The organism is Paracoccus lutimaris, from assembly GCF_003337565.1.
GTDB lineage: Bacteria > Pseudomonadota > Alphaproteobacteria > Rhodobacterales > Rhodobacteraceae > Paracoccus > Paracoccus lutimaris.
Genome location: NZ_QPJL01000009.1, coordinates 61757 through 78604 on the forward strand (window position 1 = coordinate 61757; position 16848 = coordinate 78604).

Consider the following 16848-nt stretch of genomic DNA (forward strand, 5'->3'; position numbering starts at 1 on the left):
TTGCCTGAATCGTGCCGGATCGCTAGCCTTGGGCGAAACGAAAAATGCGGGGGCACGCATGTATCAGGTGATCGGAACCGGCAAAAGCCGCGCATTGCGGGTGCTGTGGATGCTTGAGGAACTGGGCCAGCCCTATGAACATGTCGCCGTCAATCCGCATTCCGAAGGGGTGACGCCCTTCAACCCGGCGGGCAAGGTGCCGGTGCTGGTGGTGGACGGCACGCCCATCACCGATTCCACCGCAATCCTGACCTATCTGGCGGATCGCCACGGTGCCCTGACCCATCCCGCCGGCACGCTGGAGCGCGCGCGTCAGGACAGCCTGACCCAGCTCATCCTTGACGAATTCGACGCGGCTTTGTGGCTGGCGGCCCGCCACAGCTTCATCCTGCCCGAGGAAATGCGCCTTGCCGCGATCAAGAACACGCTGCGCTGGGAGTTCGAGCGCAGCCAGAAGACGCTGATCCATCGCATGGCCGAGGATGGCTTCCTGATGGGCGACATGATGACCGTGCCCGACATCATCCTGACCCATTGCCTGACATGGGCGCTGAATGCGCGCTTTCCGATCACCGAGCACCGGCTGACGGAATATCTGGACCTGATGCGCGCCCGCCCGGCCTATCTGCGCGCTTCGGCCAGATAGGCGGCGGCACCCTGCCCCGCCCGGTGCCCGGTGGCCAGACAGGCGGTCAGCAGATAGCCCCCCGTCGGCGCCTCCCAGTCCAGCATCTCGCCAGCGGCGAAAACCCCCGGCAGGGCGCGCAATTCCAGGGCCGGGGTCAGGCTTTCGGCCTCGATCCCCCCGGCCGAGGAAATCGCCCGCGCAATCCCGAACGGCCCCTGATGACGCAGCCGCAGGCCTTTGACGCGCATGGCCAGCCGCTCGGGCTCATTGGGCAGGGGCTGGCCCCATTCCATCAGCAGCGCCGCGCGCAGGGGATCGCCCAGCACGCGCCGCAGCCGGCTGCCGACCGACAGCTTCGCGGGCATCTGGGCAAAACGCCGCGCCAGTTCCTCACCGCCCAGATCGGGGGCCAGATCGACGAACACCTCGGCCCCGTCCCGAATGGCGCGGGCGACCTCATAGATGCCGCCGCCCTCGATCCCCTGCGCGGTGACGACCCATTCGCCCCGGCTGACCAGATCGCCCGCCTGCAGGGCGACGCCCTTGACCGCCTGCCCGAAATGCCGCGCCATCTGCACCGACCAGTTGACGCGAAAGCCCATATTCGCCGGCCGGAACGGCGCGATCCCGACGCCCTTTTCCACAAGCCACGGCGCCCAGGCGGCATCCGATCCCAGCCTTGGCCAACTCGCCCCGCCAAGCCCCAGCACCACCACGCGCGGCTGCAAGACCTCATCCCCGCCCGGCGTCTCAAAGCGCCAGCCCGCACCCTCAAACCCGCTCCAGCGCCAGCGGCTGAGCAGCTCAACCCCCTGCCCGGCCAATCGCGCCAGCCATGCCCGCAACAGGGGCGAGGCCTTCATCCCAACCGGAAACACCCGCCCGGTCGAGCCGGAAAACAGCTCAACCCCCAGCCCGCGCGCCCAGGCCATGACCTCGGCAGGTCCGAATTCTTTCATGTCCAAATATCCCGGGGGGGGCCGCAGGCCGGGGGCAGAGCCCCCATAATGCGCCTGAAACACCTCCCAGGGCTCGTCCTTGGTCAGGTTCAGCCCCGATTTCCCCGCCATCAGGAATTTTCGCGCCGGTGTCGGCATGGCCTCAGCCACCACCACCCGCGCCCCCTGCCCGGCCAGAACCTCGGCCGCCATCAGCCCCGCCGGTCCCGCGCCGATCACCAATGCCTCGGTCACCGGCCCCCCCTCGGCATCATGCACAGCCGCAAAAGCATCCGCTCCATCAGCGCCATGGCCGGCGCCCGAGAGGAGGATCGCAGCGTCAGGTCGGTCTCGATCAACTGGTGCATGGCGTCCTCCAGCGCGCGCATGCCCCAATCCTGCGCCTGCCGGATCATGCGGTCGCGGCGCGGGCCAAAGACCGGCGGGCGCAGCCGCGCAAACCCGGCCCCCGGCCCCCCGGGATCCGAGGCGCCGGAATGCAGCGCCCGGAAATGGCGCAGGGCGGCGATGCACAGGGTCACCGGCGCGATCCCCTGCCCCTCGATGCGCCGCATCAGCCCGCCGAAATCCTTGGCGCGGCCCTCGGCCACGCAGTCGATCAGGTCATCCACCTCGGCCTCGATGGTGGCGGGGGCAAGGGCTGCGATCTCGGTCGGCGTCAGGGGCGTGTCGTCGCCATGCTTGTAAAGCCCGATCTTTTCCACCGTCTGGCGAAAATCGCCCGGATCCAGTGCCCGGCTGAGCGTCAGCAGATCGCGCATCGCGTCGCGCGGCACCTCGCGCAGACCGGCATCGGCAAGCCAGCGGTTGATCTCATCCTCGCCGGGGGGATCGTCATAGATGGGGGCGGTAACGGCATTTGGGTGCGGCTCAAACAGCTTGCGCAGCGCCGATGATTTCGCCAGTCCCCCGGCGGCCACGACCACCACCGCATCGCCCGTCCGCCAGTCCTCAAGCGCAGCGGCAACGGCGGGCGCGGCCGCATCGGGCGCGTCATCGACCAGAACCACGCGCTGGCCGGGAAAGAAGCCGACCGCCTTGACCGCATCCAGAAGCTGCGCCGGGTCCTTCCTCAGATCGGAACCGGGCAGACGGGTCAGGCGCATTTCTTCCTCGGCGCCGGGTCCGACCAGCGCCTTGACCGCCTCGGCGCGTTTCAGCGCCACGCGCATCGCGTCCTGACCATAGATCAGCAGCGCGGGGCGCGTCGGGTCGGGACGCGCCAGATAGCGGGCGATCTCGGCGCCCTTCAGGATCATTGCAGGGTCGCGGGATCGATGGCCAGAAGCCGCGTCACCACCTGATCGGCCAGCATCCGCGCCAGCCGGTCATGCGCGTCCTGTTCGGCCGACATGGTGGCGATGGTCGTCCCCGTCGTCGAATATGAGGTAAAGGTGCTGACCTGCCCGCGCGTGACCTCGGCCCCCGAGGCGGTCTCGGTCAGCACGAAATCGGCGGTGCCGTTCAGCGAATAGCGGGTCGTGACTTCATCGGTGGTGATCGCCTGCGAGACCACCGCGATGCGCAGATTATAGGCCAGCGCAAAGCGCGCCTGCTGATCCGGTCCCAGCCGTTCGGCGATGCGGCCGGCAAAGGTGAACTCGTCCGGGGTCGTGGGCGTGGCGGTGCGGATCTGGCCAAATAGCTTGCCGCCCGTGCCCCCCGGCCCATAGACCGGGGTAAAGCCGCAAGCGGCCAGCGCCAGCGCGCCCGAGAGCAGGATCCCGCGCCTAGACCACGACATTGACGATCCGCCCCGGCACGACGATCAGCTTTTTCGGTGCCGCGCCCTCCATGAAGCGCTGCACGGTTTCGTCCGCCAGCACGATGGCCTCGATCTCTTCCTTGGACATGTCTTTGGGCACCTCGATTTCCGCGCGCCGCTTGCCGTTGATCTGGATCGGCAGCACCACGCTGTCCGAGACCAGCATCGCAGCGTCGGCCTTGGGCCATGCGGCATCGACCACCATGCCCTGCCCGCCGGATTTCGACCAGACCTCTTCGGCCAGATGCGGCACCATCGGCGCCATCAGCTGCGCGAGGATGCGCAGCACGGCGCGGCGCGATTCGCCGCCCGCGCGCGATTTGCCGATGGCATTGGCCAGCTCGTAAAGTTTCGCCACCGCCTTGTTGAAGGCGAATCCCTCGATCGCCTTGGTCACATCGGCAATGGCGCGATGGGCGGCACGGGTCAGATCGGGATCGTCGCCGCCCTCGGGCGCGTCATCCGCCAGACGCCAGAGGCGCGACAGGAACTTGTTCGCGGCCTCGGCCCCGGCGGCGGTCCATTCCACGTCGCGTTCGGGGGGGCTGTCCGACAGCATGAACCAGCGCGCGGTATCGGCGCCGAAATTGGCGACAATGTTCACCGGGTCGACGACGTTCTTCTTGGATTTCGACATCTTGGCCGAGGGGATGATCTCGACCGGGGTGCCGTCGGCCAGCTTGCCGTCCTGAACATGCTCGGGCAGGTGATAGACCGGGCGGCCGCGATCATCGCGGGTCATGTAGATCTCATGCGTGACCATGCCCTGCGTGAACAGCGCGTCAAAGGGCTCGCTGGCGGTTTCCGGCAGGTGGCCGGTCTTGACCATCGCCCGGGCAAAGAAGCGCGAATAAAGCAGATGCAGAATCGCATGCTCGATGCCGCCGATATACTGGTCGACATTCATCCAGTAATCGGCATCGGCGCGCACCGTGGGTGTCGCGGCATGGGGCGCGGTGAAGCGCGCGTAATACCAGGACGAGTCGACAAAGGTGTCCATCGTGTCGGTTTCCCGCAGGGCGGCGCCCCCGCATTGCGGGCAAGTGGTCTGGCGCCATGTCGGGTGGCGGTCCAGCGGGTTCCCCGGCACGTCGAAGCTGACATCCTGCGGCAGCAGGACGGGCAGGTTTTCCTTGGCCTCGGGCACGGTGCCGCAATTGTCGCAATGCACGACCGGAATCGGGCAGCCCCAATAGCGCTGGCGCGAAATGCCCCAGTCGCGCAGGCGGAATTTCGTGACGCCTTCGCCATAGCCTTTGGCCTCGGCATGGCTGATTGCGGCGATGACGGCATCCTCGCCGGTCTGGTCGGCGGGGCCGGCAAAGCCGCGCACATAGGTCACGATCTCGGACTTCATCGGCACATAGGGGGCTTTCGCCACCAGCGCGTCGGCCTGTTCCAGCGTCATGCCGCGTTCGCCAAAGGTGGCGCGGATCGGCAACCCGTATTTCATGGCGAATTCGTGGTCGCGCTCGTCATGGGCGGGGCTGCCGAAAATGGCGCCGGTGCCGTAATCCATCAGCACGAAATTCGCGATCCAGATCGGCAATTCCCATGCCGGATCAAGCGGATGGCGCACGGTCAACCCGGTGTCGAAGCCAAGCTTGGGCGCGGTCTCGATGGCCTCTTCGGTGGTGCCGATGCGGCGGCATTCCTCGACGAAAGCGGCGACCTTGGGATCGGTGGCGGCCAGTTGCCTGATCAGCGGGTGATCGGGCGAGAGCGCCGCGAAACTGGCCCCCATCAGCGTGTCGGGACGGGTCGTATAGACCTCGATCGCGTCGAAACTCTCGGGCGCGCCGACGGTGGTAAAGCTGAATTGCAGCCCGCGCGACTTGCCGATCCAGTTGGCCTGCATCAGCCGCACCTTGTCCGGCCAGCCGGTCAGCCCGTCCAGCGCCGACAACAGCTCATCGGAATATTCCGAGATGCGGAAGAACCATTGCGTCAGTTCCTTGCGCTCGACCGCCGCGCCGGAACGCCAGCCCTTGCCGTCGATCACCTGCTCATTGGCCAGCACGGTCATGTCGACCGGGTCCCAGTTCACCTGCGCCGATTTGCGGGTGATCAGCCCGGCGTCGAGGAAATCCAGAAACAGCGCCTGCTGCTGGGCGACGTAATCGTCGTCGCAGGTGGCGAATTCGCGGCTCCAGTCGATGCTGAGGCCCAGCGGCTTCAATTGCCCGCGCATGGTGGCGATATTGGCATAGGTCCAGTCGCGGGGATGGCCGCCCTGCTCCATCGCCGCATTCTCGGCCGGCATGCCAAAGGCGTCCCAGCCCATCGGATGCAGCACCGAAAACCCCTGCGCCCGTTTGAAGCGCGCGACCACGTCGCCCATCGTGTAATTGCGCACATGGCCCATATGGATGCGCCCCGAGGGATAGGGGAACATCTCAAGCACGTAATATTTGGGCCGCTCGTCCCGGATGGCGCGGAACGTGCCCGCATCGTCCCACGCTTTTTGCCAGCGCGGTTCGCTGATTGCGGGATCATAGGGCATGGAAACCTCCGGGCGTCAGATTGCCCGCAGGGTTTAGCCGTTGCGCCGGGACAGGTCCAGCGGTGTCAGAGGTTCTTGTCCTGAACGCGCAATTGCCGGGCGCGGGTCAGAATCGCATCCTCGACCGCGCGCACGGTGTCGGGGGCGACGGCGCTGCCGCCCGCACCCTGCAACGAGACTTTCAGCGCGCGCGCGTCCAGCGACGGATCGCTGACCTTGATCGTGGCGCGATAAGAGCGACCACCGCCGGGGGGCGTGCCGTAGCCGGTGACGATGACGCCGGTAAAGGGATCGACCGACTGCACCGGCAGGAAGTTCAGCACTTCAAGGCTGGCGTTCCACAGATAGCGGTTCACCGCCACGGTATCATTGGGGTCGCGGCGATTCGAGAACAGGTCCCAGAAGGACGACTGCTCGGCCAGTTGCCCGCCATTGGCCTGCGTCTGGGTTCCGGCCTGATTGCCGCCGCCGCTGCTGCCAAGGCCCGAACCTGCGGATCCCGCCGAGCCTGCGGACCCGGCCGATCCCATGCTGCCACCAGAACAGGCGGCAAGTCCCGCAGTAACAAGCAGGGCAGCGGTTAGCCGTGCGGCGCATCTGATCATCTGGTGTCCCCCGGATCGTCCTTGCGCGAGCCATAGCGCAATTTCGACCCGTGCGACAAGAGAGGCCGCGTTTTCAGCCTCGCCCCGGCGGTTTTATTGCCGAGAGTTTAGATATTGCTCGCGCGCGCAAGGGCCGTATTTCCGGGCTGGGGCGGCTCATATCGGGGCCTGCAGGCGGGTGTGGCTCATGTGCATCACAGTGATGCCGATACAGGCCAGCGGGGTGCGATTCCGTTGCATTGACGAAGGGAAAGCGCGACACACGGCTCATACCCCAACCCGGAGTGCCCGGATGGGGCACACGAGAGAGACAAGAGGGAAAACCATGAAAAAGGTTCTTTTCGCAACCAGCGCCCTGGTCCTGTCGGCGGGCTTCGCCTCCGCTGAAGTCGCCCTGTCGGGTGACGGCCGTATGGGTATCATTTATGACGGCAACGACGCGCAGTTCTCGAGCCGCGCCCGCGTTCGCTTCAACCTGTCGGGCGAGTCGGATGCCGGCCTGTCCTTCGGCGCTTCGTTCCGTGTTGACCACGAGAACTACAGCTCGAACGCTTACCGTTCGGCCGCTCGCGGCACCGCCGGCGCCATCTGGATTTCGGGCACCTACGGCAAACTGTCGATGGGCGACACCGTTTCGGCTTCCGAGCGTGCGATCGGTGACCTGTATGAAGTCGGCTACACCGACGGCACCTTCGGCGGTGACGTCGAAGAAATCTCGTACCTGACCGGTGACGGCGAGAACCTCGGCCAGGGTCCGAACATCCTGTACGAATACACCATCAACAACATCTCGCTGTATGCTTCGGCCTCGGACGGCGTGAACACCCCCTGGTTCGACACCCCCGGTGACACCACCGATACCGACGCCGATGGCAACCCGGTCGACAGCGCCGACGTTGCATGGTCGGTTGCCGGTAAATACGAAGCCGAAAACTGGTGGGTCGCTCTGGGCTACGGCAAGCACGACGACGCCAAAGAAGTCGTCCTCGGCGGTGAAGGCACCTTCAACGGCTTCTCGGTCAAAGGTATCTTCGCGAAATACGACGACCGCTTCACCGGCGGCGCCGACGCTGAAGAGCTGAAGCACACCTACGGTCTGGGCCTGGCCTACCAGTGGGATGCGATCCTGCTCGAAGGCTTCTACCGCAAAGACAAGTTCGACTACGAAGTTGCCGACAGCGAGAGCTATGACTCGTTCGGCATCGGTGCTGAATACGACCTGGGCGGCGGCGCCATCCTGGCCGGCGGCATTGTTGACACCGACTACCTCGACGACACCGTCGCCGACTTCGGTATCAAGTTCTCGTTCTGATCCTGACGGATCCGAATATCGGAACAAGAAAGAGCGGGCCTTGCGCCCGCTCTTTTCTTTTGGGAATCATGGCCCATGGGACTGAATGAGATCAGGCGCCGCATGCTTGCGGCCGAAACCGCCGCCGGACGCAGCCCCGGCGATGTGACGCTGATCGCGGTCAGCAAGGTGCAGCCGCCCGCCCGGGTCGAGGCGGTGCTGAAGGCCGGACAGCGCGTCTTTGGCGAGAATTACGTCCAGGAGGCCGCCGGCAAATGGCCCGGCTGGCGCGGGGAATTTCCGGGGACCCAATTGCACATGATCGGCCCCTTACAGACCAACAAGCTGAATGCGGCGCTGGATCTGTTTGACGCCATCCACACGCTGGACCGCCCCTCTCTGGCACAGAAGCTGGCGCGGCAGGTGCAGGCGCGCGGGCATTGCCCGCAGCTTTTCGTGCAGGTCAATACCGGCGCCGAGCCGCAAAAGGCCGGCATCCTGCCCGCGGCCACCGACGCCTTCATCGCCGATTGCCGGGCGCTCGGGCTGACGCTGTCCGGCCTGATGTGCATCCCGCCCGAGGATCAGGACCCGGTGCCGCATTTCCGCATCCTGCGCGGCCTTGCCGGGCGGAACGGGCTCAGCGGCCTGTCCATGGGCATGAGCGCCGATTTCGAAGCCGCCATTGCCGAGGGTGCAACCCATATCCGCGTCGGCAGCGCGATCTTTGGCGCCAGGGATTACGGCTAGGCCCGCAAGGTGGGCAGCCCGAGATCGGGGCCCACGCGAATTGCCGCGCCGGTGCGGCAATCGGTCACTCTACCCAAGGTTGATGTTTGTGCTGGAAAACATGGGCTTTTCCCGTTATCTCTCGGGTTTAATTACCAGGCGGGGGTTAACCCTCAATTAACATAACGGATGCCGAATCGCTGTCTGATCGCTATTGTTATCCTCAGGGTTGCATGAATTTTGTGAGTATCCCCAATGCTGATGCTGGGTAGTCTGATTGGTCTGCTGTTCATGGGGCTAGCGGTCGATACGACCGCCCTCGGTCGCACTTCTGACGAAGATGACGACGATGAGGGCGGCGAGGGCGGCGAACGAGGGCTGACGGTGGATGGCACCGAAGGCGCCGACTGGATCGGTGGCGAGGACACCGACGATGTGCTGACCGGGCATGGCGGCAATGACGACCTGCATGGCGGGCTGGGCGGCGACACGCTGCGCGGCGGCGCCGGCACCGACTGGATCTATGGCGACGGCGAATACGGCGTCGGCGGCAATGATTTCATCGATGGTGGCGCGGATCAGGACTCGCTGGCCGGGCAGGGCGGAAATGACACGATCCTTGGCGGTTCGGCCAATGACACCATGTTCGGTGGCGAAGGCGACGACCTGCTGGAGGGGGGCGCAGGTACCGACTGGATCTCGGGCAATTCCGGCAATGACACGCTGATCGCGGGGGCCGGCGAAGACGATCTGGACGCGGGCGAGGGCGACGATCTGCTTTACGGCTCGGAAGATGACGACTGCGCCTGGCTGCATGGCGACGAAGGCGATGACACGCTGGTCGGCGGCGCCGGGGATTTTGTCGAGGGCGGCATCGGCAAGGATCGCTTCGTACTGGACGAGCCCGGCACCGGCAGCGTGCCGACCATCGGCGATTACAATGGCTCGGACGATCAGATCGAACTGCGCTATGAGGATGACGGCAGCGGCGTCGAGCCGGTGATTTCGCTGGACCGCGATGCCGAGGGCGCCGCCGTGATCCGCATGGACGGCGTGGCGGTCGGACGGTTGCTGAACGCGCAGGAGCTGGACCTGCATGATATCATCCTGACCGCGATGCAGCCCGCCGCGTAACGCGCAGAAAACCGTTTCAATTCCGGGGAAACCCTGCTAAACGCGCGCATCCGCTGGGCCGAATCCCGGCGGATTCTCCATGGGCCTTGCTGGACGACATCCCGGCCTGCGCCATAACCCTCTGACTCTGAAAGGAGCCCCCGATGTCGATTACGGTTGAAGAAAAGAACCGCCTGATGACCGAATTCGCCACCAAGAAAGGCGATACCGGCTCGCCCGAGGTGCAGGTCGCGATCCTGTCCTCGCGCATTGCCACGCTGACCGAGCATTTCAAGACGCACAAGAAAGACAACCACTCGCGTCGCGGTCTGCTGATGATGGTCGCACAGCGCCGCAAGCTGCTGGACTATCTGAAGCGCAAGGACGAAGCCCGCTATACCGCGCTGATCGGCAAGCTGGGCCTGCGCCGCTAAGACCGGCCAAAGGCAGAACTGACAACGCCCGTGACGCAGGTCGCGGGCGTTTTTCATATCTTCCGGCGCTTTTCACGGACCGAACGCTTTCGATGAAATCGGGGATCCGCCTGGGCATGCACCGGGCGGGGCAGGGCCTATGTCCGGAACATGCGCTTCCCTCTTTCGGGCGTTCGAGGAGGCGTCAGGCCTTCGCCTTTTCCTTACATCGCCGCCACGGCTCTTTTCGCCTCGGCATATTCCGCGGCCAGCCGGTCCACCATCGTGCCAACCGGGACCACCTCATGCACGGCGCCGATGCCCTGGCCGCAGCCCCAGATCTGGCTCCAGGCCTTGGGCTTCGCGCTGTTGAAATCCATCGCCGAGGCGTCGGCTTTCTCCAGATTGTCGGGATCCAGACCGGCATTGCGGATCGAGGGCGCCAGATAATTCCCCGACACCCCGGTGAACAGCGACGAGGTCACGATATCCATGGCGCCGCTTTCGACGATCATGCGCTTGTAATCTGGCTGGGCATTGGCTTCCTCGGTCGCGATGAAGGGGCTGCCGATATAGGCCAGATCTGCGCCCATCACCTGCGCCGCCAGCACCGCGCGGCCGGTGGCGATTGCACCTGACAGCAACAGCGGACCGTCGAACCATTCGCGGATTTCCTGGATCAGCGCGAATGGCGATTGCGGGCCGGCATGGCCTCCCGCGCCAGCAGCGACCGCGATCAGCCCGTCCGCGCCCTTTTCGATGGCCTTTCTGGCAAAGGCGTTGTTGATGATGTCATGCAGCGCAATGCCGCCGCAATCATGGGCGGCGGCGTTCACCTCGGGGCGGGCGCCCAGCGAGGTGATCCAGATCGGAACCCTGTGGCGGTGGCAGATCTCGATATCCCGCTCAAGCCGCGCGTTCGAGCGGTGCACGATCTGGTTCACCGCGAAAGGTGCCGCCGGTCGGTCGGGATTGGCCTGATTGTGGCGGTCCAGTTCCTCGGTGATGCGGGTCAGCCATGCCTCCAGCATCGACGGCTCGCCATCCTTTTCGCGGGCGTTCAGCGCCGGAAAGCTGCCGACGATCCCGGCCTTGCACTGGGCGATGACCAGTTCCGGCCCCGAGACGATGAACATCGGCGAGGCGACGACGGGAATGCGCAGATTGGCAAGGATGGGCGGCAGCATGGGTTCTCCTCCGAACGGGTCGGGGGCAGATTGCATGCCGCGCGCTGTCCTGCCAATGCTTCCGTGACGTCGGCCCGGAGGGTTGGCTCAGTAGGGCATCGGATGGTCGCGGTGGAACTGGCGGACGCGGCGCAGGGCGTCTTCGGGCAGGTGATAATCCAGCCCGGCCAGCAGATGATCCAGCTGCGCCAGATCGGTCGCGCCGATGATCGGGATCACCGGGAAGGGCCGCTGTCGGGTGAAACTGATCGCGGCATGGACCGGGTCAAAGCGCAGCTCGGCCGCCAGCTTGTGCCATGCGGTGACGGCATCCTCGGCCCGGCGGGTGCGGCGGCCACCGATATCGCCCTTGCCGCCATTGGCGCGGTCCACGGCAGCGCGGCTGCCGGCGGGTTCGGCCCCGCGCAGATATTTCCCGGTCAAAAGACCCCCGGCCAGCGTCGAATAGGCCAAAAGGGTCACGTCCTCATTCACCGCCACCTCGGCCAGATCAGTGTCATAGGGGCGGTAAAGCAGCGAATATTCGTTCTGGACGCTCACGACACGCGGCGCACCCAGACGTTCGGCCGTGTCGATCCAGCGCAATGTGCCCCAGGCGGATTCGTTCGACAGGCCAAAGGCACGGATCTTGCCGGCCTTATGCGCCTCGGCGATGGCGTCCAGCACATCGGCCATGTGGTCCAGCGTCCGCGCCTTGTCCTGACGCGAGGGATCATAGGTCCAGTTCTGGCGAAAGGCATAGCCGCCGCGCACCGGCCAATGCAGCTGATAAAGGTCGATGTAATCGGTCTTGAGCCGCGACAGCGAGGCATCGATGGTCTGGCGCAGGATCCTGCCGTCAAAACCCTCGCGCCGCAGGATGTCGCCGGGGCCGGTCGCCTTGGTGGCGATCTGGACGCCCGCGCGCCCGCCGCGCGCCGCCAGCCAGTCGCCGACGATTTCCTCGCTGCGACCGGCAGTCTCGCGCCGGACGGGATTGACCGGATACATCTCGGCCGTGTCAAGGAATGTGATCCCGGCATCCAGCGCCCGGTCCATCTGGCGATGGGCGTCATCGGCGTTCGTCTGGTTGCCATAGGTCATGGTCCCCAGACAGATCGCACTGACCGAAACGCCGCTGTTCCCAAGCATCAGGCTTTGCATCGCTGTCCTTTCCCACGGGCCAGGATCGCGGCCCAAATCGTGACCAAAATGGCGGAAGAGAGTGGGAGTCGAACCCACCCGGGACAGGCTCGCTGCCCCAACCGGATTTGAAGTCCGGCCGCCCCACCGGGGACGAATCTCTTCCATAGTCCCATTGTTTACAACGGGTTGTCTTTCAAAGGCCAGTCTTGAGACCGGCTGTTCCGCATCGCCATCCTGGCGGGCAGGGCGCGATGGCGCCTGTTTAGCACGGGATTTCGGCCAAGCGGAACCGGGATCATGCACCGCCATCCGGGGTCGCGGCAATGTCCTGCCGGGGGGCTGTATCCTCGGGGCTGAACAGGTCGATCCGGTGGGGGTTCACCCGGCGCAGATCGCCCCGGCGCAGGGTCAGGCCCAGCCGGTCAAAGAAGTCCAGAATCTGGATCGCCACCTTGCGCCCGTTCTGGACCCGATCCCGAAACAAAGGCGCACTGAACCAGCCATCCGGGGCCTGTGCGCCCAGTTCGCGGATGATGCCGATCATTTCAAGCGTGGTGGCGCGGGCAAAGAAATGGTCATGCGCGATCTGGTCAAGGCGTCCCTGCCGCGCGGCCATGCGCATCATGCGGCGGACCTCTTTTTCGTCAGCGCCGAACTCATGAGCGAAATCGCGCACGCGCGGCGGGCGAAAGCGTTCATCGCCGCCCAGATGCGGGGTAATGCGGGTCAGCAGCGCCTCATCCTCGGGGGAAAGGCGGGGCAAGTGGCCGGGCAGGCGCAGGAATGCGCCGTCCAGCGCGATGCGGCCCGCCTCGGCCTCGGTGCGGATGAAGGCGGCAAAGACATCCTTGGGCAGGCGGGGTTCCAGCATCAGGCGCAGGCGTTCGCGGCCAAGCCCTTGCAGATCGGCGTTTTCTTCGTGAAATACCGCCAGCTGGTCCAGCATCGCCTGACGCAGCGCCTCCAGCCGGGCAGGGGCAAGGGCGTGGCGGGTGCCGGCGATGGTGGCAATGCCCGAATCCGCCACGGCGCGGTCCAGCTGCGCCCCGGACAGCGCCCGGTCACGGGAAAAGCCGTCCAGATCGACCAGCGCCTGATCTGCCAGCGCGGCCAGCGCCCGGACCGGACCCGGCAGGGCCATGGCGCGCAGCGTCTCCAGCCGGGCGGGCCTTGCGCGGTGCCGGGCCGGGGCACGCAGGTCGATGACATGGCCGCCGCCGATGGTGCGCCGGGCCGAGACGTCGCGCAGGATAAAGCGGTCGCCCATCGCCGCCGCCACCGGCGCATCCAGCACGATCTGCGCCAGCCCGGTTTCGCCCGGCGCCAGCGGGCCTTGCAGGGGCACGATGCGGGCGCCGACCTCGGCCGCGCCCAGATGCAGCCGGGCGGGAAACCATGTGGTCAGGGGCTTTGGTTCCGTGTCCAGCACCCGCAGGCCGATATCGATGCGCTGGCTGGGCGCGTGCAAAGCCGGGTCCAGCGCAACATCCCCGCGCGAGATCGCCTCGCGGGTGATGCCGTCGCCGGCAAGGTTCAGCGCGCAGCGCTGCCCGGCCAGCCCCTGATCGGCCTTGCGGTTCTGGGCATGAATGCCGCGCACCCGCGCCACCAGCCCCGAGGGGCTGATCGTGACCTGATCCCCCAGCGCGACCCGGCCCGAAATCACCGTGCCGGTGACCACGGTGCCGGTGCCGGCAAGGGTAAAGCTGCGGTCGATGACCAGCCGGAAACGGCCATCGCTGGCACGGGCGGTGGTTTCCGCCTCGGCCAAAGCCAGCGCGTCGCGCAATTCCGATATCCCCGCCCCGGTCAGCGCCGAGACCGGCATGACCGGCACCCCCGCCAGCGAGGTCGGGGCCAGCGCCGCCGCGATTTCGGCGCCAAGCGCGGCGATGCGGTCCGGCCCGGCCAGATCGGCCTTGGTCAGTGCCACGATCCCGCGCGAGACCCCCAGCAGGTCCAGAATGGCCAGATGTTCGCGGGTTTGCGGCATGATGCCGTCATCGGCGGCGACGACCAGCAGCGCCAGATCGATGCCGCCCGCGCCAGCCAGCATGGTATGGACGAATTTCTCGTGACCCGGCACATCGACAAAGCCCGTGATCGCGCCCGCACCCAGATCGGCATAGGCAAAGCCCAGATCGATGGTGATGCCGCGGGCCTTTTCCTCGGCCAGACGGTCAGCGTCGATCCCGGTCAGCGCCTTGACCAGCGCGGTCTTGCCATGGTCGATATGACCCGCCGTCCCGACGATCATCCGCGCAACGCATCCAGCAGCGCCGCGTCGCCCGGCAGGCAGCGCAGGTCAAGGATCAGCGCGCCGTCATGGATGCGGCCGATGATCGGGGTCGAAAGCCCGCGCAGCCTTTCGGCCAGCGCCTCGGGCGCGGGGGTCAGGGCCAGTGCGGCGCTGGGAATGGTTTCGGTCGGCAGCGCGCCCGAACCGATCTGGCTGGCACAGGGGATGACGCGGACCTGACAGCCCAGCAGCCCGGCAACCAAAGGCGCAAGGCGTTCGGCCTGCGCGCGGATCTCGGCCTCGGGGCGGGAGAGCATGCGCAGGGTGGGCAGACGCTCGGCCAGCCGGTCGGGGTCGCGATACAGCCGCAGGGTCGCCTCGGTCGCGGCGATGCGGATCTTGTCCATGCGCAGGGCGCGTTTCAGCGGGTTCTTGTTGATCTTCGCGATGATCTCGCGCCGGCCAACGATGAAGCCCGCCTGCGGACCGCCCAGCAGCTTGTCGCCCGAGAATGTCACCACATCGGCGCCCTCGGCCACGGCCTCAGCCACGGTGGGTTCGGGCGAAAGGCCCCAGCGGCGCAGATCGACCAGCGTGCCCGAACCAAGGTCATTGACCATGGGCAACCCTGCCTCATGCGCGATGCCGGCAAGTTCGGGGGCGGGGACCTCCTTGGTGAAGCCTTCGATGCGGTAATTCGAGGTATGAACCTTCATCAGCAGGCCGGTCTCAGGGCCGATCGCCTCGCGGTAGTCCTTGGCGTGGGTGCGGTTGGTGGTCCCCACCTCGCGCAGGTGGCAGCCGGCCTGTTCCATGATCGCGGGCATGCGGAAGGCGCCGCCGATCTCGATCAGCTCGCCGCGCGAAACCACGGCCTCGCGCCCCCGGGCCAATGTGTTCAGGACGATCAGCACCGCCGAGGCGTTGTTGTTCACGACCGTCGCGTCCTCGGCCCCGGTCAGTTCGCACAAAAGGCCGCGCAGATGGCTGTCGCGTTCGCCGCGCCCGCCGCTGTCCAGATCGAATTCCAGCGCCGCCGGGGCCTGCATGGCGGCGACGGCGGCGGAAATCGCCTCATCCGCCAGCAGCGCGCGGCCCAGATTGGTATGCAGGACGGTGCCGGTCAGGTTCAGCACCGGGCGCAGGGCCGAGCGCGCCTGATCGGCCAGCACATTGCCGACCGCGCGCAGGATCGCGCTCGCGTCGGGCAGGGGCTGGGGTGGATCGCGCCGGATCTCGGCCAGCGCAGTCCGCAGCGCCTCGGTCACCGAGGCGCGGCCATGGGCGTCGATCAGCGCCCCGCATTCGCCCAAAAGGCGATCCACCGAGGGAAGCGCGCGCAGGCCGGACATCAATAGCCCGCAAGAAAGGGGTTAAAGCCGCCGCGCGCCCATTCGGTGTCGCGCATCATCAGGTCAAGGCCAAGGCTGGCGACATCGTCCGCGATGGGCTCCAGCGTCGGATTCTTGTTTTGATACATGATCTTGACCCATTTGCCGCATTCGCGGCAGCATTCGGCCTTGATCGTCGCCTCGCCGGTTTCGACCGAGCGATAGGTGATGCCCTTGGTCGAACCGCAGCAGGTGCATTTCACCCGCACCTCGTTCCAGAGCGTCTGGCAGGTGGCGCAGGAACAATAGCGCGCGCCCTCGGCCCCCATGTTCTCGGTCACCATCGAGGCGGCAGGGCGTCCGCCGCAGGCCGGACAGGTGCCGATGCGGATCGGGACCAGACGGTCGGCCGGCAAGGTCGCGGCCAGCATCGCGGCATGAACCTGTAGCGCGGCGGCGGCGAAAAGATGCGGGGCGACGCTGTCCTCGGGGATGGTGTCGGTCAGGACATTGGTCATCACCCAGTCGCGATCCGCAGGCGCGGCCTCGCGCAGCGCGGCCAGCGCCAGTCGCGCGGGTTCTGGCATCTCAAGACCCGCCAGCTTTTCGATAAGCCGGTCCAGCGCCGGCGCAAGACCCGCGCGCATGGCATTGCGGTCCATGGGCGGCATGCGGTTGGCGCGGGCCAGTTCGATCCGGTCGGCGGGCACCGGATCAGGCGCGGGCAATTCCCGGACCAGCGCGTCCTGCGCACGGCAGATACCAGCCAGAAAGCGCAGATAGGGCGCCAGATTGGCGTTATAGCCGGCCAGAAACTCAAGGCGTCCGGCGCGGGTGGCAAAGATGGTCCCCGGATCGGGCAGGCGCGCCAAGGGAACCTTGGCGATCCCGCCGATCATCGAGGGGTCGGGTTGCAGTGTCGTGGACATGACTTCCTTATGGGCCGAACCGGCCACCTGA

15 protein-coding genes and 1 tRNA gene are annotated in these 16848 nt (G+C 66.3%); 5 read left to right on the forward strand and 11 right to left on the reverse strand.

Going from position 1 to position 16848, the window contains the following annotated elements; genetic code table 11:
* Positions 1 to 58 precede the first annotated feature (58 nt).
* Positions 59 to 646 carry a glutathione S-transferase family protein gene (locus DFP89_RS09970; RefSeq protein WP_114349333.1) on the forward strand — a complete coding sequence of 196 codons (588 nt, stop codon included), beginning with the start codon at positions 59 to 61 and terminating at the stop codon, positions 644 to 646.
* Here the strand turns inward: DFP89_RS09970 and DFP89_RS09975 are convergent.
* From DFP89_RS09975 to DFP89_RS09995, 5 genes are all read right to left on the reverse strand, one after another.
* Positions 622 to 1821, reverse strand: coding sequence for a BaiN/RdsA family NAD(P)/FAD-dependent oxidoreductase (locus DFP89_RS09975; protein ID WP_114349334.1), 1200 nt, complete (start codon positions 1819 to 1821; stop codon positions 622 to 624). The two genes, DFP89_RS09970 and DFP89_RS09975, sit on opposite strands and share 25 nt — an antisense overlap.
* Positions 1818 to 2846 (reverse strand): DNA polymerase III subunit delta, encoded by a 1029-nt coding sequence (gene holA, locus DFP89_RS09980; protein ID WP_114349240.1) that lies wholly within the window; start codon positions 2844 to 2846, stop codon positions 1818 to 1820. The genes DFP89_RS09975 and holA overlap by 4 nt, the downstream gene beginning before the upstream one ends.
* On the reverse strand, positions 2843 to 3331 hold the full coding sequence (gene lptE / locus DFP89_RS09985) for an LPS assembly lipoprotein LptE (protein WP_114349241.1): 489 nt from the start codon (positions 3329 to 3331) through the stop codon (positions 2843 to 2845). The genes holA and lptE overlap by 4 nt, the downstream gene beginning before the upstream one ends.
* On the reverse strand, positions 3318 to 5855 hold the full coding sequence (gene leuS, locus DFP89_RS09990) for a leucine--tRNA ligase (protein ID WP_114349242.1): 2538 nt from the start codon (positions 5853 to 5855) through the stop codon (positions 3318 to 3320). The genes lptE and leuS overlap by 14 nt, the downstream gene beginning before the upstream one ends.
* Positions 5856 to 5920: 65 nt before the next feature.
* Complete coding sequence (locus DFP89_RS09995) at positions 5921 to 6460, reverse strand: DUF3576 domain-containing protein (protein ID WP_114349243.1); 540 nt, start codon at positions 6458 to 6460, stop codon at positions 5921 to 5923.
* Between the two features lie 325 nt (positions 6461 to 6785).
* Here DFP89_RS09995 and DFP89_RS10000 point away from each other — a divergent pair, with 325 nt between their 5' ends.
* The 4 genes from DFP89_RS10000 (at position 6786) to rpsO (ending at position 10027) form a co-directional block, all read left to right on the forward strand.
* A complete protein-coding gene (locus tag DFP89_RS10000) occupies positions 6786 to 7772 on the forward strand; it encodes a porin (RefSeq protein WP_114349244.1) in 987 nt (328 codons plus the stop codon).
* Between the two features lie 75 nt (positions 7773 to 7847).
* On the forward strand, positions 7848 to 8501 hold the full coding sequence (locus DFP89_RS10005) for a YggS family pyridoxal phosphate-dependent enzyme (RefSeq protein WP_114349245.1): 654 nt from the start codon (positions 7848 to 7850) through the stop codon (positions 8499 to 8501).
* A 234-nt stretch (positions 8502 to 8735) separates the two neighbouring features.
* Positions 8736 to 9614, forward strand: coding sequence for a calcium-binding protein (locus DFP89_RS21025; RefSeq protein ID WP_281271204.1), 879 nt, complete (start codon positions 8736 to 8738; stop codon positions 9612 to 9614).
* A gap of 143 nt (positions 9615 to 9757) precedes the next feature.
* On the forward strand, positions 9758 to 10027 hold the full coding sequence (gene rpsO, locus DFP89_RS10015; protein ID WP_114349246.1) for a 30S ribosomal protein S15: 270 nt from the start codon (positions 9758 to 9760) through the stop codon (positions 10025 to 10027).
* Between the two features lie 203 nt (positions 10028 to 10230).
* Here the strand turns inward: rpsO and DFP89_RS10020 are convergent, their stop codons facing one another.
* From DFP89_RS10020 to fdhE, 6 genes are all read right to left on the reverse strand, one after another.
* Positions 10231 to 11193 (reverse strand): NAD(P)H-dependent flavin oxidoreductase, encoded by a 963-nt coding sequence (locus DFP89_RS10020; protein WP_114349247.1) that lies wholly within the window; start codon positions 11191 to 11193, stop codon positions 10231 to 10233.
* Positions 11194 to 11280: 87 nt separating this feature from the next.
* Positions 11281 to 12336 (reverse strand): aldo/keto reductase, encoded by a 1056-nt coding sequence (locus DFP89_RS10025; protein ID WP_114349248.1) that lies wholly within the window; start codon positions 12334 to 12336, stop codon positions 11281 to 11283.
* Between the two features lie 49 nt (positions 12337 to 12385).
* Positions 12386 to 12481, reverse strand: a tRNA-Sec gene (locus tag DFP89_RS10030).
* 132 nt (positions 12482 to 12613) lie between these two features.
* Positions 12614 to 14575 carry a selenocysteine-specific translation elongation factor gene (selB, locus tag DFP89_RS10035; RefSeq protein ID WP_114349249.1) on the reverse strand — a complete coding sequence of 654 codons (1962 nt, stop codon included), beginning with the start codon at positions 14573 to 14575 and terminating at the stop codon, positions 12614 to 12616.
* Positions 14572 to 15909 (reverse strand): L-seryl-tRNA(Sec) selenium transferase, encoded by a 1338-nt coding sequence (gene selA, locus DFP89_RS10040; RefSeq protein ID WP_114349250.1) that lies wholly within the window; start codon positions 15907 to 15909, stop codon positions 14572 to 14574. Before selA ends, selB begins: the two co-directional genes overlap by 4 nt.
* Positions 15909 to 16817, reverse strand: coding sequence for a formate dehydrogenase accessory protein FdhE (gene fdhE / locus DFP89_RS10045; protein WP_114349251.1), 909 nt, complete (start codon positions 16815 to 16817; stop codon positions 15909 to 15911). Before fdhE ends, selA begins: the two co-directional genes overlap by 1 nt.
* Positions 16818 to 16848 lie beyond the last annotated feature (31 nt).